The 17,989-nt window shown below is 72.5% G+C and carries 15 protein-coding genes; 6 read left to right on the top strand and 9 right to left on the bottom strand.

Annotated features, from left to right (window positions below):
• Window positions 1–595: 595 nt before the first annotated feature.
• Entirely contained in the window at window positions 596–964 is a 369-nt protein-coding gene (locus tag ACYVHU_RS00230; RefSeq protein WP_078760089.1) for a hypothetical protein, read from the top strand.
• A gap of 16 nt (window positions 965–980) precedes the next feature.
• On the top strand, window positions 981–1,895 hold the full coding sequence (locus ACYVHU_RS00225) for an alanyl-tRNA editing protein (RefSeq protein ID WP_078760088.1): 915 nt from the start codon (window positions 981–983) through the stop codon (window positions 1,893–1,895).
• A 25-nt stretch (window positions 1,896–1,920) separates the two neighbouring features.
• Here ACYVHU_RS00225 and ACYVHU_RS00220 read toward each other — a convergent pair whose 3' ends face one another.
• The 5 genes from ACYVHU_RS00220 to ACYVHU_RS00200 form a co-directional block, all read right to left on the bottom strand.
• Entirely contained in the window at window positions 1,921–2,883 is a 963-nt protein-coding gene (locus ACYVHU_RS00220) for an FkbM family methyltransferase (RefSeq protein ID WP_432936423.1), read from the bottom strand.
• 350 nt (window positions 2,884–3,233) lie between these two features.
• Window positions 3,234–3,533, bottom strand: a complete 300-nt coding sequence (locus ACYVHU_RS00215; protein WP_078760086.1) for a Dabb family protein — start codon at window positions 3,531–3,533, stop codon at window positions 3,234–3,236.
• A 134-nt stretch (window positions 3,534–3,667) separates the two neighbouring features.
• Window positions 3,668–4,759, bottom strand: a complete 1,092-nt coding sequence (locus ACYVHU_RS00210) for a hypothetical protein (RefSeq protein WP_498947322.1) — start codon at window positions 4,757–4,759, stop codon at window positions 3,668–3,670.
• 25 nt (window positions 4,760–4,784) lie between these two features.
• A complete protein-coding gene (locus ACYVHU_RS00205) occupies window positions 4,785–6,185 on the bottom strand; it encodes a hypothetical protein (protein WP_078760084.1) in 1,401 nt (466 codons plus the stop codon).
• 538 nt (window positions 6,186–6,723) lie between these two features.
• Window positions 6,724–7,734, bottom strand: coding sequence for a hypothetical protein (locus tag ACYVHU_RS00200; RefSeq protein ID WP_078760083.1), 1,011 nt, complete (start codon window positions 7,732–7,734; stop codon window positions 6,724–6,726).
• Between the two features lie 592 nt (window positions 7,735–8,326).
• On the opposite strand from ACYVHU_RS00200, the gene ACYVHU_RS00195 reads away from it, so the two are divergent.
• Window positions 8,327–9,523 (top strand): serine hydrolase domain-containing protein, encoded by a 1,197-nt coding sequence (locus ACYVHU_RS00195; RefSeq protein ID WP_432936432.1) that lies wholly within the window; start codon window positions 8,327–8,329, stop codon window positions 9,521–9,523.
• A 102-nt stretch (window positions 9,524–9,625) separates the two neighbouring features.
• Here the strand turns inward: ACYVHU_RS00195 and ACYVHU_RS00190 are convergent, their stop codons facing one another.
• From ACYVHU_RS00190 to glnII, 4 genes are all read right to left on the bottom strand, one after another.
• On the bottom strand, window positions 9,626–9,895 hold the full coding sequence (locus ACYVHU_RS00190) for a DUF6406 domain-containing protein (protein ID WP_078760081.1): 270 nt from the start codon (window positions 9,893–9,895) through the stop codon (window positions 9,626–9,628).
• A 184-nt stretch (window positions 9,896–10,079) separates the two neighbouring features.
• Window positions 10,080–11,189, bottom strand: coding sequence for a barbiturase (gene bar / locus ACYVHU_RS00185; protein WP_078760080.1), 1,110 nt, complete (start codon window positions 11,187–11,189; stop codon window positions 10,080–10,082).
• Between the two features lie 539 nt (window positions 11,190–11,728).
• Window positions 11,729–12,973 (bottom strand): cytochrome P450 family protein, encoded by a 1,245-nt coding sequence (locus tag ACYVHU_RS00180; protein ID WP_498947321.1) that lies wholly within the window; start codon window positions 12,971–12,973, stop codon window positions 11,729–11,731.
• Window positions 12,974–13,057: 84 nt separating this feature from the next.
• Window positions 13,058–14,071 carry a glutamine synthetase gene (gene glnII / locus ACYVHU_RS00175; RefSeq protein WP_078760077.1) on the bottom strand — a complete coding sequence of 338 codons (1,014 nt, stop codon included), beginning with the start codon at window positions 14,069–14,071 and terminating at the stop codon, window positions 13,058–13,060.
• 271 nt (window positions 14,072–14,342) lie between these two features.
• Between glnII and ACYVHU_RS00170 the strand changes: the two genes are divergently transcribed.
• The 3 genes from ACYVHU_RS00170 to ACYVHU_RS00160 are packed head-to-tail and all read left to right on the top strand — an operon-like array spanning window position 14,343 to window position 17,919.
• Window positions 14,343–14,855, top strand: coding sequence for a (2Fe-2S)-binding protein (locus tag ACYVHU_RS00170; RefSeq protein WP_078760076.1), 513 nt, complete (start codon window positions 14,343–14,345; stop codon window positions 14,853–14,855).
• Window positions 14,852–15,847 (top strand): FAD binding domain-containing protein, encoded by a 996-nt coding sequence (locus tag ACYVHU_RS00165; protein WP_078760075.1) that lies wholly within the window; start codon window positions 14,852–14,854, stop codon window positions 15,845–15,847. The genes ACYVHU_RS00170 and ACYVHU_RS00165 overlap by 4 nt, the downstream gene beginning before the upstream one ends.
• Entirely contained in the window at window positions 15,844–17,919 is a 2,076-nt protein-coding gene (locus ACYVHU_RS00160) for a xanthine dehydrogenase family protein molybdopterin-binding subunit (protein WP_498947320.1), read from the top strand. Before ACYVHU_RS00165 ends, ACYVHU_RS00160 begins: the two co-directional genes overlap by 4 nt.
• Window positions 17,920–17,989 lie beyond the last annotated feature (70 nt).

Below are 17,989 nucleotides of genomic sequence, written 5' to 3'. Positions count from 1 at the left end.
GGGTAGCGGCCGCCGCGCCGGCCCGCCTCCTCGGGTCTCTCCGCTCGCCGCGCCCAGCTGCTCGAAAAACCCGTTTGCAAAACCGCACTTGTCAGGCTTTTCCGAAATCGGCCACAGCGGTTGGCGCTCCGCGATCACGGGGAACCTCCCTGTAGGCAATGGCAAGGCATACCGGCGGCACCGTCGCCGGCGCGGCCACCGTTCTCACATGCCGGTGGCCGCTCGACCATGAGGAGAGACCATGTCCCCCTCCACGCCCGCAGCCCCCAGGCCCGGCGGTTGCAACTGCGGCCCCGGATGCAGCTGTGGCTGCCAGAACGGTGGCTCGTGCAGCTGCGGTGGCGGCTGTAACTGACCCGGCCACACGTCCCGAATCGACGATGACGGCGGCAGACTCCCTTCCGACCGCCTCCCCAGCATGGGCCGTCCCTCCGGGACGGCCCATGCGCGCGTCCGGCCACGTGGCGCACGACACACCGTCCAGATGACGGGTCCCGCCTCCCCCAAACGCGAATCTGCGACAATCCGTGACACTCGTCATGCGCGGTGCCACCTTCAAGGGCCCCGCGTCCGCTTCGCCAAGGGGGAAACGACCATGTCCTTCGACATGCCCACGTCCGCGCCAGGCCTGCTCGACGAGCACGAGCAGTTGCGGTCGCGCGTGGAGGAGGTCCGCGATCGGGCGGTCAAAGCCGCGCCCTGGACGCCTCGCTCCCCCCTCCACGGCCGGTTCGGGCCGCGCACGGACATCCCCCTGAGCGACGCGGACAACGCCTTCTACGCGGGGGCCCAGGCCCAGGTCACCGCCTTCGCCGACCTGTGCCTGAGCCTTCTCTCCCTCCACCAGCCGCGCGACGGCGGTGGACTGAGCAGTGGGCCGACCCCCGCGGTGCAGCGTTGCACCTGCTGCATGCTCCTGTGGCCCTGCCCGACCATCCGCGAGATGACCCGGCTGCTCACCTAGCCAGCCGGGAGGCGCCATGCCGTTGCCGACGACCGGGACCACGGTCGATTTCCCGAGGGGCGCCGTGCAGGGCCGTGCCCGCGTCCGGCACGTCCTGCCGTCCCCCCTCGCTCCCGATCGGCGCCTGCTCCTCATCACCGATTCCACGCCCTTCCACCCGCTGGGCCCCACTCCGCTCGGCCAACCCGGGGACACCGGCGAACTCGACACCGCCGGCCGGGTGGTGCCCGTGCTGGACAGCGTCACCGTCGCGGCGCCGCCCGACCGCGACATCGCCTACGTCGGCCGGGACATCCCCGCCCACCCCGCGGGCGCGGGCTGGCGCCACTACGTCGGCCACGTGGTGAGCACACGACGCGGCGGCGCGCGAAGCGGGCTCGTCGGGGCCCGGGTGACCCTACGGGTGGACCCGCGCCGGCGGCTGCTGCTGTCCGCCGGCCACACCGGGCACCATCTCGCCTCGCTCGCGCTCAACGCCGCCCTGACCCCGTACTGGCGCGAGGCGACGGTGACCGACGGACTGGGCTCGCCCGACTTCGACGGCCTGGCACTGAGGACGTACCGCATCCATCCCGGCTCCAGCACGAGCACCTACCGCATCGGGGTCGCCCTGCGCGAACGCGGATTCGACGCCACCGGGCTGGACGCGGCGCTCGCGGACATCGAGGAGCGCGCGAACACGGCACTCGCCGCCTGGCACGAGACCGGGGCACCGGTCCTGCTCCGCGCCACCGGCCCGTTCCTGGACGACCGACGGGTCTGGAGCTGCGCCCTCCCCCCGGGACGGGTGGAGATCCCGTGCGCGGGGACGCACGTACGCGGACTGGACGAGCTGGAACGGCCGTCCCTGCGGCTGCGCCTGGACGAGGAGGGGACCCTCCTCGTCTGCGCGACCAGGACGATCCCGATCGGGTTCTGCCGCGATCCCTGAGACGGGCCGGGAGGACGGGGGCGGCTCAGGCCACCGGCACTCCCATCCGCGCCAGCTCGCCGCCGTCCCTGGTGGTGAAGAACCAGTCGCGGAAGCGGGGATGGGGCGCGAGCGGCCCGGCCGGGGCGAGCGCCCGTTCGCCGACCAGGTGGAAGCGGTAACCGTGCGGCTCCAGCAGGGCGCGCAACCGCTCCGCGTCCGCCTGCGGCAGTACCTCGCACAGGATGTCGGGGCGATGCCGCGCGAGGAACTCACGGCCGTGCTCGAACACCTCGGCCTCGGTCCCCTCGACATCGACCTTCAACAGCGTCCGGGTTCCCGGGGCGACCGTGTCGACGAATTCGTCGAGGGCGACGACGCCGACCGGAACGCCATCGTCGAAGCGCAGCTCGCTGGAGTAGAAGCACGGCAGCGCGGAGTCGCCGGAGCGTATCGGCATTCCGATCGTGACCGCCGGATCCCCCACCCCGACATGGTGCAACGTCGTGCGGTTCAGGACACGGTTGCGCACGCAGTTGTCGAACAGGGCGTGGTAGACCTCGGGCACGATCTCGAAGGCGTGGACGCGCAGGTCCTTGTTGACGGCCGTGCCGACGAGGGTGAACAGCCCCGTGTAGGCCCCGATGTCGAACATGACGCCGGCCTGCCGCGCGGCCGCGGCGAACAGCCGGACCGCGAAGTCGTCCGCGGGCTGCGGACGGCGCCCTCCGCCCCAGTACAGCTCCTTGGCGACGACGCAGCGGGCCGGCCGGAGCATGACGTAGTCGACCCCGTCGACATGGCCGGTGACCTCCTCGATCGCCGCCGGGACGGGGAGCCGGCCGGTCTGCCGCAGCCCGGGGGCCGCGATTCCGACCGCCCCGCGCATGGCGAGGTTGGGCAGGCGCCAGCCCAGGACCCGCTTGACGTGCTTCTTCGTTCCGTACCAGCTCCTGCGCCGACCGACGTCGGTGGCCCGGTAGTCGGTCTCCGTCGCCGGCTGTCCCATGTCCGCTCCCTGTGACGCGATGTTGCCCGACCCGCCCAGGCTAGCCGTCCAGGTGACGCCGGTCACGGAAAAACGGCGGAAGCAGGAGGTGGTGGGACCGCGCGGACGGGCGTCCCCCACCAAGGACGGGGCGCGATCCGCCCCTGGTGGGTGACGCGTCCACGCGCCCGCCCCGGCGTGCCACGGACCCAGACCCGCACGTCACCGGAACCGGCGCTGCACCGAAGAACCTAGTGCCACGGCGAGTTCCCGCGCAAGAACGAGATTCGGTAAGGAGGCGCTTCCCCTCGGTGACCTCCCTCCGGACCGGGCACGGCCCGGTCCGTGGTGGAGACGGGCCACCTTCGTGGTCAGCTGGGAAGGGTGAACTGGACCGCGGCGCGATCGGCCAGCAGAGGGGTGACGACGGCCAGCACCGCCTGGTGTTCGGGATGGTCGCGGTAGACGCGGAACGCCTCGTCGTCGGCGAGGTCGGCGACGACCGCGAAATCGTGGTTTCCCGCTCCCAGTCCCAGGTCGGCGCCGTAGGAGTAGGAGAGGAGCTGGGGGATCGCGGCGGGAAGCCGGGAGAGCCCCTCCTCGACCGAGGCGATCTGCTCAGGGGTCACGCCCTGAGCCCAGCGGAACAGCGCGATGTGCCGAATGGTCATGGGAGAAACCTAGCCGACGCGGTACGGCCGCCAGATGCCCGCGCGGGCGTCTGGCGGCCGTACCTGTCATCTCATCCTCTGTCACCCGTCACCGGTCTCCCACGGCCCTGGCGGGGCCGCGGGGCGCGGGCGGCTTACTGCCGCGCGGGGCGGCGCCGGGCGGCGTAGACCGTCACCAGGCCGAGGCCCGCGGCCGTCGCGCCGGCGAGCATCAGGGCGGAGGGGTCGGCACCGGTGACCGGAAGCTCCTTGTCCTCCTTCTCCTTGTCCTTGCCGGAGGCGTCGTCGTCGGAGGCTCCCTTGTCGTCGCCGGAGTCGGCGGCGGGCTGGTTGCCGCTCACCTTGCCGTCGCCGGCGCCGTTGTCACCGCCGGTGCCGGGAGCGGGGTCGGGGCTGGGGGCGGGGTCGTTGCCACCACCGGGGTTGCCGCCGCCGTTGTCACCACCGCCGGGGTTGCCACCGCCGGGGTTGCCACCGCCGTCGTCACCACCGCCGGGGTTACCGCCGCCGTCGTCACCACCGCCGGGGTTGCCACCGCCGTTGTCACCACCGCCGGGGTTGCCACCGCCGTCGTCACCACCGCCGGGGTTACCGCCGCCGTTGTCACCACCGCCGGGGTTGCCACCGCCGTTGTCACCACCGCCGGGGTTGCCACCGCCGTCGTCACCACCGCCGTTGTCACCGCCACCGTCACCCCCACCGGGGTTACCCGGGCCGGGGTTAGGGCCGGGAGTGGGGTCGGTGCCACCGCCGTTGTCACCGCCATCGTCGCCCCCACCGGGGTTACCCGGGTCGGGGTTAGGGCCGGGAGTGGGGTCGGTGCCACCGCCGTTGTCGCCGCCATCGTCGCCCCCACCGGGGTTACCCGGGTCGGGGTTAGGGCCGGGAGTGGGGTCGGTGCCACCGCCGTTGTCACCACCGCCCGGCTGGTCGTAGGTGGTGAACACCGGAGCGCTCTCGGCCCGCATCTGGACCGGGGCGGCGGGGACCACCGGGGAGACCCCGGAAACGGCCGGGGTGATCTCAAGAGCGGCCGGAGCCTCGACCGGAGCCGGGGCAGCGGCCGGAACGACCACCGCGGCCTCTTCGACGACAGGGGAGGCGGCAGCCGGCAGGACGGAGGCGTCGACGGCCTCCGTGGTCTCGGCGAACGCCGGAGCAGCGGAGAAGCCGAAGGCCAGCAGAGCGCCGACGGCTATACCGGCCATGCGTGCTGAATGGGACATCCATTCTCCATTCTTGGTCGGGGGGTCATTCGGGAGCCAGGGCGTAGAGGGCACCGGCACCGGCGACGACCGCGTGGCCGTCGAGAAGGCCCCAGGGGCGGGCGGTGTCCTCTTCCAGCTCCACCGGCTCGCCGTCATGGCCGAGAGCCACGGGCGCGCCGTCCACCTCGCCGTAGAGGGTGTCTCCGGCGGATGTCAGGGGGGTGAAACCCGGCACGATACGAGCCGTGCCCTTCGAGGGCTCCACCAGTACGGGGCCGTAGGCGGCGAGGTCGTCGCTCTCCTCCCAGCGGGCCTCGGCGAGGTCGTCGGGGGCCACCTCGGCCGCTGCGACGACCGCCCCGTCGCCCGCGTCGTGCACGGCGAGGAGCACACGTGCGTCATCCGCCGTGGTCCAGCGCACGATGACGTGGCGCTCCGACGCGGTGACGACCGCGTCCAGTTCGCGCGCGCCGTCCGGCTTCGCCGGGCTCACCTCGCGCGGGTCCTCGCCGGGAGCCACCCACGCCCACGGTCCGTCGACGGAGGCCGCCAGGACACGGTCGCGGTCGGCCAGCAGCGCGCTCATCCCCTCGGGGAGCTCGACGGGCGTCGCCCTGCCCCCGGAGACGACGAGTCCGCGATCGCCGTCGGCGATGAGCGGGGAGGTGCCCGCGAAGGTCACGGTGGCCTCGTCGGGCAGGTCCACGCGCTCGGGCTCGCCTCCCTCGGCGGGCCAGATCCACAGGGCGCCGTCGGCCACGAACGCGATCCGGAAGACGTCGCCGTCGGCGATGAAACGCAACGGCTGGTCGATCGCGTCCAGGGGGACCGGCGCGTCGGAACTCCAGGCGGGAGTGCCATCGGGGCCGAGAACGGTCAACCGGTCATCGGGACCGAAGAGGGCGGCGGCCGACCCGTCGGGCGCGACAGCCGGTGAGGTGCCCTCGGCCATGGGCAACCGCCAGGCCGCCTGGTCGGTGAAGCCCGGAGGTACCGGCCGGGAGTCGAAGACGATGCGCTCCGCCTCTTCCTGGGCGGTGACCTCGGCGGGACCGGACAGCAGCTGGACGACGGTGAAACCGGCGCCGGCCAACAACGCGACGGCCACCGCTCCCCCCGCCGCCACCAGGGCGATCTTGCGCCCGTTGCGGGGGCGTGGGCGAACCGGCCGGGGCGCCCCGGGGGCGTCGGCGGCGCGGACCACTCCCGTCGGGGTCGCGGTCAACCGCCAGGAGCGGTAGGCGTCCCGGGCGTCGATCAGCACCGTCCGACCGGTGCGCGCGGCGTAGCCGGTCGCGATGGCCAGCGCGGCCCTGCGGGTCTCCTTCGGGTCGCGTCCGGTCACGACGTGGGATTGCCCGGCGACGGTGACCTCGGCGCTGAGCTCGTCGGCGGAGACGACGAGGATGACATGGTCGGGGTGCGAAACGGCGCCGGACATCATGGGCCTTCCCACCGGATGTGCCGGGTGCGTGACGGGGGAACTGGAGTCGCCACTGTCGTGAACCTGTCCGTGTACGGTGCGGAACCACCAGCCGGCGAGTGTCCGTTGCGATGTCCCGGTCGTCGGATGTGGGGAGCGGATCCGCTCTCTTCCGAGTACCGCCTGGAGCTCCGGCCGGGAGTCAGCTGGGGAGGGAGTGCTGAAAGCGTTTGCGGGGTCACGCCGATGATACTGATTCGGGAGCGTTTCGGCCTCCTGATTCCAGACATCTCTCCTCTCCCGCGTTCCGGAGCCGGGAAGTGGACGGCGGCCACGCGGGGAGCCGAACACTCCCGCCCGACCTGGGGCGACGGAACACGGATCGAGCCGGGGCCCGCCCCCTTGCCCCCGCCCGCGCCGGAGGAGGCCGACCGGCCTTGATCCACCTGTCCGAATCCGGCCGAACCTTCCGTTTTACGGACAGAGGACTGTGGCCGTTTCGGAACCCGCCGTGACCCCGGAAGGACGGTTTCCGGGGCCACGGAGCACATGGTCGGGGTCAGGACTCACCGTCACCGAGGTCACGGGCGGTCTTCCGCTTCCGGCCCAGGTACAGCGCGACGCCACCTCCACCGAGCGCCGCCAGCCCCACGGCCGCCAGGCCGCCGAACACGATACCGGTCGCCGGAATACCTCCGGAGAGCCTGCCGGCCGAGCTGTTGGCGAGCCTCACCGTGCCGATGTAGTCCTCGCCGACGAGGATGTCGACGACGAGTTCGGCGTTGGCGTACCCCTCTTCCACCTCCTCGTTCTCCAGGAGCTGGAAGGTGAGCTCGGTCTGTGTGCCGTCGGCGTAGGTGACCGCCTGGGAGACGGGGCCGTCGGACAGGTCCTGACCGTTGGCCCGCACCCCCGTGTACTCGACCGAGGCCGACCCCACGCCCTTGGCGTCGAAGGCGGCGGTGGAGGTCACCGACGCGGCCTCGATGTCGATCAGGACCTGGTCGAGGTGGGCGTCGGCGAACTGGGCCGCCACCGGGGAGGACGCGTCGACCGACGGGGCGGCCTCCGGCTCGACGCCCCCTTCCGGTTCCTCTTCAGGTTCAGGAGTCTCCTCGGGGGTTGACCCGGTGTCGTCGCCGGTCTCCTCCCGTTCCTGGGGAGAGGGCGCGACGGGGGACTCGCCGAGCAGTTCGGCGAGCTCCTTGCCGGTCAGTTCGAAGTCGAAATCGGTCATCTCCGAGGAGGCGGTGGGCAGACCGTCGACCACCGACGCCGTCGAACGTCCTTCGACTCCCTTGACCGCGCCGGCCAGGGGCCCGCGGGCGATGGAACGGTCACCGGTGACGGTCCCGTCCTCGCTGTAGACCTCGCCGAAGTAGAACTCGGCATAGTCGTCCTCGTTCGGCCCCACCATGCCCCAGGCCAGGTCGGCGTAGGCGTAGAGGGCGGTCGCGGCGTTCTGGTCGGCCTGCGCCGGAAGCGCCGCGGCCACCGACAGCGCGCCGGCCGCGGCGAACGCGGCACCGCCCTGGAACAGGCGGCGCGCGGAGACTCTCGGGAATGCCATGCACACTCCTTGCGTGCTCGACGGCCCTCGGTGGGGCCGTTGCGGTCTCCGGTCGGGGCAGCGCGCGATGCACCGGGGGGTGGGAGGGCATCGCGCTCCGGCCGGAGACCGGGGAGGGGTCGGGGGCGGACGCTCAGGCGGGCACCGGCTCTCGTCGTCGCACCCGGCCGGTCGCATCGGGACCGGCCCCGGGTGGAGCGAGGGTGCTCCGTCACGAGAGAAGGTAGCGGCAGCCGGACGGGGAACACCGAATTTCAGATAACCGAAATATCTCAATTCACCTGGCCAGCGCCCCACTTCCCCACTGTCTCGGGCATCAGGCATGGAAATACCCGAGTGTCACCGCGGGCTCTCCCCCCAGAATGCCGGACTTCACCACACGAGAGCGCATTTTGTCCGCTTATGGCCGAAGTCGTAACTCATACCGCCCCCGGTAAACCGGCAGGACCGGCAAAGCGTCGCTTCCACCCACCGTCGCCCGCGAACCGGATTCTGTGATGGCCGAAACCCAGCACTTGTTCCTTCCCCCGCCCTCCGCCCACCCGCGAAGGGGTCCTAGGGTCGTGTGGGCGACCGAAAGGGGGATCGAACCATGAGCACGGGGGACGGGATCCACGGCGCGTGCGCGCCGGAGTTCGCGCGGGTGCGCACCGTCTTCGAGAACAACTTCGCGCGCGGCCTGGAGACGGGCGCCGCCATCACCGTCTATCTCGGTGACGAACCGGTGGTCGACCTGTGGGGCGGGACCGCCGACCGCCGCATCGGGCGGCCCTGGGAACGCGACACCCCCTGCCTCGCCTTCTCCTGCACCAAGGCGATCACCGCCGCGGCGGCGCTCCGGGTCGCCGAGCGCGGCGGACACGACCTGAAGGCACCGGTAGGCGACTGGTGGCCGGAGTTCACCGCGGCCGGTAAGGGCAGGACCACGGGAGAGGACCTGCTGGCCCACCGCGCCGGCCTGCCCGCCTTCGCCCGCCCGGTCGGGGCGCGCGAGGCGGTCGATCCCGCCGCGATGGCGACGCTGCTCGCCGAGCAGGCCCCCCTTTGGGAACCGGGAAGCGCGCACGGCTACCACGCGCTCACCTATGGCTGGCTGGCCGGCGAGATCGTGCGCCGGTTGGACGGACGCACCGTCGGGGAGTACGTCGCCGACGAGTTCGCCGGCCCGCTCGGTCTGGACCTGTGGGTCGGAGCGCCCGACGGGGTGATCCAGCGCGCGGCACGATTGGCCCCGGGCTCCTCCGGCAGCGGCGCGTCCCGGCCCGCTCCCGCCTCCTCCCCCTCCGCCGACAACCCGGTCGCCCGGATGAACCGTGACGTGGCCGATCCGGACAGTCTGCTGTCACGCGCGATGAACCGCCCCGAGGTCGCGTCCCTCCCCGGCGGCTATGACAACCCCGTGGTGCTCTCGGCCGGTTGGCCCGCCGCGGGTGTCGTGACGACGGCCTCGGGTCTGGCCGGCTTCTACCGGGACCTGTTGGCCGGGCGGATCGTCTCCCCCGCCACCCTGCGCGACGCCGTGGTGCCCCGGTCCCATGGTCCCGACCGCGTGCTGGGCATCGACAGCGCCTTCGGCCTGGGGTTCATGCGCCCCTCGCTGGCCTTCGCCCTTCCCCGCGCGGCGCAACAGACAGCGTTCGGCCACACGGGCGCGGGGGGCTCGATCGGTCTCGCCGATCTGGAGCGGGAGGTCGCGATCGGGTACGTGATGAACCAGACCGGAGCCGAACTCTCCGGCGGAATTCGGGCCATGCGTCTGGTCAAGGCGGTCTACGACTGCCTCGGTTGATCCGCCCGGCGGAATGGGCGGAGCGAAACGGACGGAGCGGGAATCCCTCGATCAGGGGTGAAATCGCGAGCCCCACTCCGGTCGACGTCCCATTGGTCTCGGTCAACCGACCCGGGTCGTCAGAAGGTAGGCCTGCGGGCTCTCCGGATCGGCGATATCGGTGATCCGCCAGGTCTGTCCGCCGACGGTGAAGGTGTCACCGACGCGCACGTCGATCATCCTGTTCGGCCACCAGTCGGGAGGGCCGCCGATCCGCGCGGTGGGCCTCCCCTGTTCGTCCACCCAGAACCGGCCGCCGCCGACCGGACCGCCCTCGAAACGGTCATTTCGCCCATAAGTAATCTTTTCCTGTGCGCCAACTTCGTGGGCCACGTCTGGACTCTTTTCCTGCCTGATGAAGATGAGCCACGGTCATGGTAGTGCCGAACGCCCAGCATTACCGATCAATCGATTCCACGCGCGGTTTTTCGAATGCTATCCAGCTCACATGAAATTGCATATGGGAAAAGAGCACTTGACAGCGCCCGCCCGATCGGGCACGGGCGGGCGCCCTGCCTCACTCCCCGAGATCGACCACGGCCGCGACCGGGCCGCCCCCCGGCGGTCCCTGGTGAACCGCAGCCACGGACACGAACACCGCGGGATCCCCGGTGACAGCGGCGGCCACCCCGCCCACCGCGGCCTTGATCTGCCGATGCCAGTGCACGTCGGAGTCGTCGAGCATGATGTTGCGCCGGCCACGCACCCGCCCACCGGGATCGGCCTCGCACTTGAGGAACACGTTGACCAACCGCCCCTTGAGGTCGTCGGGGTGGGGGCGCTCGGGCAGCTCCAACCCCGCTGAACGGATCGCCGACCACACGCCGTCGGCGTCCAGGGCGTCGCGCATGACACCGTGGCCGGCGCGGAACCTCCCGCCGATGCCACGCGCGTTGCCGACCACGACGATCTGTGCCCGGTCCAGCTCCACCCCGGAGGAGCACGAGGCCACCGATGAGTACAGCGACAGGTCGGTGTGGATCTGCTCGGCCCGCGGTTCCTCGATCTCCCCCAGCGCCACCGCGATGCCCAACGCCGTCGTGGAGTTGGAGATGTCCATCGACTTCAGCGTGTCCTCGGTGACGACGTCGCGGCCTCGCGCCTTCGCCTCGTTGATGGTGTCGAGGACCAGCAGGGGCGTCTTCGTCTGCACGTAGTGGACGTCGGCGGGGTCGGTGATCCCGGCCCGTTCCATCGCCACGCGCACCCCCTCGGCGACCTTGCGCACCATCTCGGGGCGGCCGATGTCCTCGGGCAGGATCTCCCGGCTCATCGCGACACCGACCGTGACCCTGAGCTCGTCGGTGGCCGGATAGCGGTCCCGGGGAGCGTAGGCGAACACCGTCGCGTGGGGGGACAGCACGCCGTCGGTGCCACCGGACCACACCAGCGGAACCTCGCCGACCTCGGCCGCGCTCCGTCCCCCCTTGGCCACCAGCACCTCACGGAAGGCCCGATCGGCCAGGATGCGGGTGTAGTCGTTGACCCCGCCGTTCCCCTCGGTCTTACCGATGACGGCGAGGACGTCATCGGCGCTGAACACCCCGTCGTCGATGAGCCGGGCGAGCCCGGACCCGTCGGTGACGCTCTCGATCGCCACCTTGTGTACCTCGATCGGCCTGGGCATCCGCGCCCACCCCTCTCTCCGTCCGTCCGGCCTGTACTGTCGCCGTCGCGCCGGCTCCCGGCGCGCCTCCGCGGCCCTTAGGTACCCCCCTCGGGGCGCGGAGCACCACGAGACCCCACGGCCGGCCGCTCCCCGGTCGACGAACGGCGCCTCCCCTGGTCCGGTGATCACCACGCCGTAGTCGGTGGGCGCCGCGTCGCGTGTGCCCTCGCCCCGGCGCACGCCGTCGAGGACGGCGATGACGTGGCGCTCCAGCGGCTCCGCCCCGGCGTCCAGGGGACCGCGCCATCGGGCAGGGACGCGGCGGGGCGCGATGGGGGCGCCGGTGCCGATCGGCCCGGTTCCGCCCCCGCCGGAGCGGCTCGGCGCGGACCCCGCCGTCGTGGCGCGCCGTCCACGCGGCTCCTCATGGGCAGTGGGGCTGGTACGGATTCGACTACGCCACGACGCACCGGCGACCTCCACCAAGGGCCGGGAGAAACCTCGTGCCCCCACCGTGGCGGATCCCGTCCGCGCCCTTCCCCGCCAGGAGCGAAGGGTCAGGCGGACCGCCCGACGGCGATGGCGACGCCGCTGCGCGGACGGGCGGGGACACGTCTCAGCGAGATCGTCAGGTCCTGGTCGACCACGGCGTAGTCGAGGCGCGCCAACCGTGGTACGAGCGCCTGGAGCAGCGCCACGGTGATCCCCTCGCCCGGGCAGCGGTGGCCGGTGGCCGGATCCCCGCCCCCTTGGGGCACCAGGTCGTCACGGCCGGGCGGGTGGCGCAGGAAACGGCCCGGGTCGAAGGCGTAGGGGTCGGGCCACAGTCCGGCGTCGTGGTTCTGGCCGTACAGGTCGAGCAGGACGAGCGCCCCCGCGGGGATCGGCTCCCCACGCCAGGACAGGTCCCGCACGGCCCTGCCCGCGACGAAGGGCGCGAAGGGGTAGAAGCGGCGGACCTCGTGGACGAACGCCTCGACGTAGGCGGTGCCGTCCTGGCGCAGCCGTGGCCGATGCCGCGGCCACAGGTGCAGGGCGTGCGCCGCGTAGGCGACGAACCAGGCGACCGCGACCGTGGGACGCAGGATGTTGAGGAGTTCCACCGCCGCCGTGCGGGGAGCGAGGAGCCCCGTGTCGGGGTCGCGGTGGCCTGCCACGACGTCGACCGCGGAGCCGCGCGCCGGGGACGCCGCACCGGCGCGCACGTCACCCACCAGCCGGGCCAGTTGGGCTTCGCGCCGCCCCCGCGCGGCCCGCGCCCGCCAGTGACGCGGGCCCAGCGTGGCGAACCCGTCCACCAGCGCCACCAGGTCACGGGCCATGGGGGCGACCTCGCCCTCCGTCAGGGGAACCCCCGCCCAGGCGCAGACACCGCGGGCGAGCACCCGGCTGGCCTCGTCGAACAGGACGATCCGGGGCCGTTCCCGCCACCGCGGAACCGCCTCGTCCCAGGCCGCGGTGGTGTGGCGGACGAGGCCGGCGACGGCCGCGGGGTCGGCGAGCAGCGTCAGGAACATCGCCTTGCGGGCGCGGTGGGCCGCGCCGTCCAGGGTGTGCACCGCGCCGTTTCCGGTCAGCGTGCCGCGCACGGGCTCGGGCAGGGCCGAGGCGCGCCGCACGTGCCGTTCGTCGTAGAAGAAGCGGACCGCCTCGGGACCACACAGGCCCACCGCGTGCCGGCCCAGCAGCCGGGAGCGCACCATGCCGTCGGCCGTGGCCCGCCGGCGATCGGGCAGCCAGGCGTATCCGGCCGCCAGCAACGGGAGGGTCCGGTCGAGAACGGGGACGCGGTCGGGATCCATGCGGGAACGCTCTGCCCCACGCCTCCACGGTGAAACGCGACGGCCCCGCGGGCGGCGACGCCCACGGGGCCGGAGCCCGGCGACTCAGACCTGCTCGGCCTTCTCCAGGGCGGCGCAGCAGGTGTCGACGATGAGGCGGGTGACGACGTAGGGGTCGCAGTTGGCGTTGGGGCGACGGTCCTCGATGTAGCCCTTCTTGTCGACCTCGACCTGCCACGGGATGCGCACCGAGGCGCCGCGGTCGGAGACGCCGTAGCTGTACTCGCTCCACGGGGCGGTCTCGTGCAGGCCCGTCAGGCGGCTCTCGATGTCGTCGCCGTAGCCGCGCACGTGCTCCTGGGCCTTCTCGCCGAGGGCCTCGCAGGCGGTGATGATCGGCTCGTAGCCCTCACGCATGGCCTTGGTCGAGAAGTTGGTGTGCGCGCCGGCGCCGTTCCAGTCGCCCCGGACCGGCTTGGGGTCGAGGGTGGCGGAGACACCGAACTCCTCGGCGGTGCGGTACAGCAGCCAACGGGCCACCCACAGCTGGTCGGAGACCTCCAGCGGGGACAGCGGCCCCACCTGGAACTCCCACTGGCCGGGCATGACCTCGGCGTTGATACCGGAGATGGACAGGCCGGCGGCGAGGCAGTTGTCGAGGTGCTTCTCGACGATCTCGCGGCCGAAGATCTCGTCGGCGCCGACACCGCAGTAGTAGCCGCCCTGCGGGGCGGGGAACCCGCCCTCGGGGAAGCCGAGCGGGCGGGCGCCGGCGAAGAAGGTGTACTCCTGCTCGATGCCGAAGATCGGCTCCTGACCGGCGAACCGCTCGGCGACCGGGGTGAGCAGCACCCGGGTGTTGGAGGGGTGGGGGGTCATGTCGGGCAGCAGGACCTCGTTGAGCACGAGCACGTTGTCGCCGCCGCGGATCGGGTCGGGGCAGACGAACACCGGCTTGAGGACGCAGTCCGACGAGGCCCCGTGGGCCTGGTTGGTGCTGGATCCGTCGAAGCCCCACACCGGCGGCTCGACACCGTCGGGCAGGACCTTGGTCTTCGAACGCAGCTTGGCGGTCGGCTGGGTGCCGTCGATCCAGATGTACTCGGCCTTGTAGCTCACGGCTGGCTTCCTCGGGGCGAAGGGGCGAATGCTTCCAGCAGCGTCACAAGCGCCTTTTTCCCGGCTGTTTCCCGTTTGTGAACAGGGTGTGAACCCCCCGGTCCGCACCCTTGCGTGTGGCCCCCGCCACCGGCGGTGACGTCCCGTCCGCGAGCGCGGCGCCCGGCCGGGACGGCGCGCGTCTTCGCGCGCCCGTCGCGCGCGCGGGCTTAAGGGGAGGGCGCCTCGGGTAGCCGGGGATGAGCCGGAGCTTCGAAACGAGAGGCATGCGATGGAGAGCGACATCATACTTCGGGTGAACGGGCGGGAGTGGCCGCTGCGCGTGGACACGCGGACCACGCTGCTGGACGCGCTGCGCGAACGTCTCGGCGTGACCTCCCCCAAGAAGGGCTGCGACCACGGCCAGTGCGGTGCCTGCACCGTGCTGCTCGACGGCCGCAGGATCAACGGCTGCCTGGTGCTGGCGGTGGCCTGTGACGGTTCCGAGGTGGTGACCGCCGAGGGCCTGGGAACCGACGGGGAGCTCCACCCCGTCCAGCAGGCCTTCGTCGACCATGACGGGTTCCAGTGCGGCTACTGCACCCCGGGGCAGGTCTGCTCGGCCGTGGGGATGCTGGAGGAGGTCGCCGCCGGATGGCCCAGCGCCGCCGGGCGTCCCGTCGCCGACACCCCCGTCCTCGACGACGCCGAGATCCGTGAGCGGATGAGCGGGAACCTGTGCCGCTGTGGCGCCTACGCCAACATCGTCACCGCGGTGCGCGCGGCGAAGGAGGTCTCCCGGTGAACCCGTTCGACTACCGTCGCGCCGAGGACGCCGCCGGCGCGGTCGCGACCGTGGCCGCCGACCCACGGGCGATGTTCCTCGGCGGCGGCACCAACCTCGTCGACCACCTCAAGCTCGGCATCGTCGACCCCGACCTGCTCGTGGACGTCACCCGGCTGCTTCCCGACGGGGTCGAACCGCTGCCCGACGGAGGGGTCCGCATCGGCGCCGGCATGCGCAACAGCGACCTCGCCGCCGACCCGCTGATCCGACGGCGCTACCCGGTGCTGTCGCAGGCGTTGCTGTCGGGCGCCTCCGGACAGCTCCGCAACGCCGCCACCACGGGGGGCAACCTGCTGCAACGGACCCGGTGCGTGTACTTCCAGGACGTCACCATGGCGTGCAACAAGCGCCGGCCCGGCTCGGGATGCTCGGCGTTCGGCGGCTACACCCGCTACCACGCCATTCTCGGCGCCTCCGAGCACTGCATCGCCACCCACCCCTCGGACATGGCGGTCGCGTTGAGCGCGCTGGACGCCACCGTCGTCGTCCAGGGGACCGACGGCGAACGGCGCGTCGCGATGACCGAGCTGCACCGGCTTCCCGGGGACGCCCCCGAGCGCGACACCGTCCTGCGCCACGGCGACCTCATCACCGCCGTGGAACTGCCCGACCTGCCCTTCGCCGCACGCTCGCGCTACCGGAAGGTCCGCGACCGGGCCTCCTACGCCTTCGCGCTGGTCTCCGTCGCCGCCGCGGTGGACCTGTCCGACGGGGTGATCCGCGAGGCGCGGATCGCGCTGGGCGGGGTGGCGCACAAGCCGTGGCGGGCCACCCGCGCCGAGGCCGAGCTGCGTGGCGCCCGCCCCACCGAGGAGACGTTGCGCGCCGCCGCCGAGGCCGAACTCGCCGAGGCCCGGCCGGTGGAGGGCAACGAGTTCAAACCCACCCTGGCCCGCAACACACTGGTGGCCACGCTGCGCGACCTCGTCGAGGAGGAGAGGACACGATGAGCGGTCTGCTGGAGAACACCTCGACCCGGGCCATCGGCGCCGACATCGGCCGTGTCGACGGCCCCGCCAAGGTCACCGGAACCGCAACCTACGCCTTCGAACACCAGCTGAACGCCCCCGCCTACCTGCATCCGATCCAGGCCACCGTGGTCCGTGGGCGGGTGCGCGAGTTCGACACGCGCGACGCCGAGGCGGTGCCCGGCGTCCTCACCGTGCTCACCCACGACAACGCGGCCCGGCTCGCCGACATCGGCGACGCCGAACTGGCCGTCCTCCAGTCCGACGAGGTCGCCCACCGGGGACAGGTCATCGGCGCCGTCCTGGCGGAGACCCCCGAAGCCGCGCGGCAGGCGGTGCGGCTCGTCCGCGTCCACTACGAGGAGCGGTCCCACGACGTGCGCTTCTCGGCCGCGCGCACCGACCTGTACACGCCGGGCGAGGCGGAGGACGACGAGCAGGGCGACCTCGCCGGTGCGATGGCGTCCGCGCCCGTGACCGTGGACCACACCTACACCACCCCGATGGAGCACAACAACCCGATGGAGCCGCACAGCACCATCGCGGTGTGGGAGGACGCCGGGCTCACCCTGTACGAGTCCACCCAGGGCGTGCACTCGGTCCGGTCGACGATGGCCGAGCTGTTCGGCCTCGACCCCGAGCGGGTCCGCGTGATCGCCCCCCACGTCGGCGGCGGTTTCGGTTCGAAGGGGCCGCTGCACCCGCCCGTGGTCCTGGCGGCCCTGGCCGCCCGCCTGCTGCCGGGCCGGCCCGTCAAACTCGCCCTGACCCGCCAGCAGATGTTCGACCTGGTGGGCTACCGCTCCCCCACCATCCAGCGGGTGCGGCTGGCCGCCGAGCCCGACGGCCGGCTGACCGGGATCGGCATCGACGTGACGGCCCAGACCGCGCGTTTCAAGGAGTTCCTGGAGCAGGCCGGCAAACCGACCGAGGTCATGTACGCGGCGCCCAACCGCCGGATCACCCACCGGCTGGCCGCGCTGGACGTGGCGCCGCCCACGTGGATGCGCGCCCCCGGCGAGTGTCCGGGGATGTTCGGCCCCGAGGTCGCGATGGACGAGCTCGCCGTGGCCTGCGGTGTCGATCCGGTCGAGCTGCGCGTCCGCAACGAGCCCGGCACCGAGCCGGCGTCCGGCCGCCCCTTCTCCAGCCGCAATCTCGTCGCCTGCCTGCGCGAGGGGGCCCGCCGGTTCGGCTGGCAAGACCGCGATCCGGAGCCTCGCCGCCGGATGGAGGACGGGTGGCTCGTGGGGACCGGGGTGGCGGCGTCCACCTACCCCACCGGGCAGATGCCCGGCTCGGTCGCGGCCGTCCGCTTCGAGGACGGCCACTACCACGTACGGATCGGCGCGGCCGACATCGGCACCGGCGCCTGGACCGTCCTCACCCAGATCGCCGCGGACGCGCTGGGCGTGCCCGTGACGGCGGTGCGGCTGCGTATCGGCGACTCCTCACTGCCTTCGGCCTCTCTGGCGGGCGGGTCCACGGGGACCGTCTCGTGGGGTTCGACGATCGTGGCGGCGGCCCAGGCCTTCCGGGAGCGCCACGGGACGGCCCCCGCCGACGGCGCCGAGGCACGCGCCGGCCTCCCGGACAACCCCAACAGCGAGCGTTACGCCATGCACGCCTTCGGCGCCCAGTTCGCCGAGGTGCGGGTGCACGCCGACACCGGCGAGGTGCGGGTGCCCCGGCTGCTGGGCGTCTTCGCCGCGGGGCGCATCGTCAACCCGCGCACCGCGCGCTCCCAGTTCATCGGCGGGATGACGATGGGCCTGTCCATGGCCCTCCACGAGGACAGCGTGGTGGACCCGAGGTTCGGTTGCGTCGTCAACCACGACCTTGCCGAGTACCACATCGCCGCCAACGCCGACGTGGTGGACCTCCAGGCGCACTGGATCGACGAGGCGGATCCCTACGTCAACCCGCTGGGGGCGAAGGGGATCGGGGAGATCGGCATCGTGGGCACGGCGGCGGCCATCGTCAACGCGGCCTACCACGCGACCGGGGTGCGCGTCCGCGAGCTTCCGATGACCCTGGAGCACTTCCTGGCGTGACGCCGGCCCGGGCCGGCCCGTCGCGGCGCCGGCTTCGGGGCACGACCGGACCGGGAGGCCGGCCCGCCCC

The sequence above is a fragment of the Marinactinospora endophytica genome, from assembly GCF_054780875.1.
This window is presented reverse-complemented; position numbering and strand designations above follow the sequence as displayed.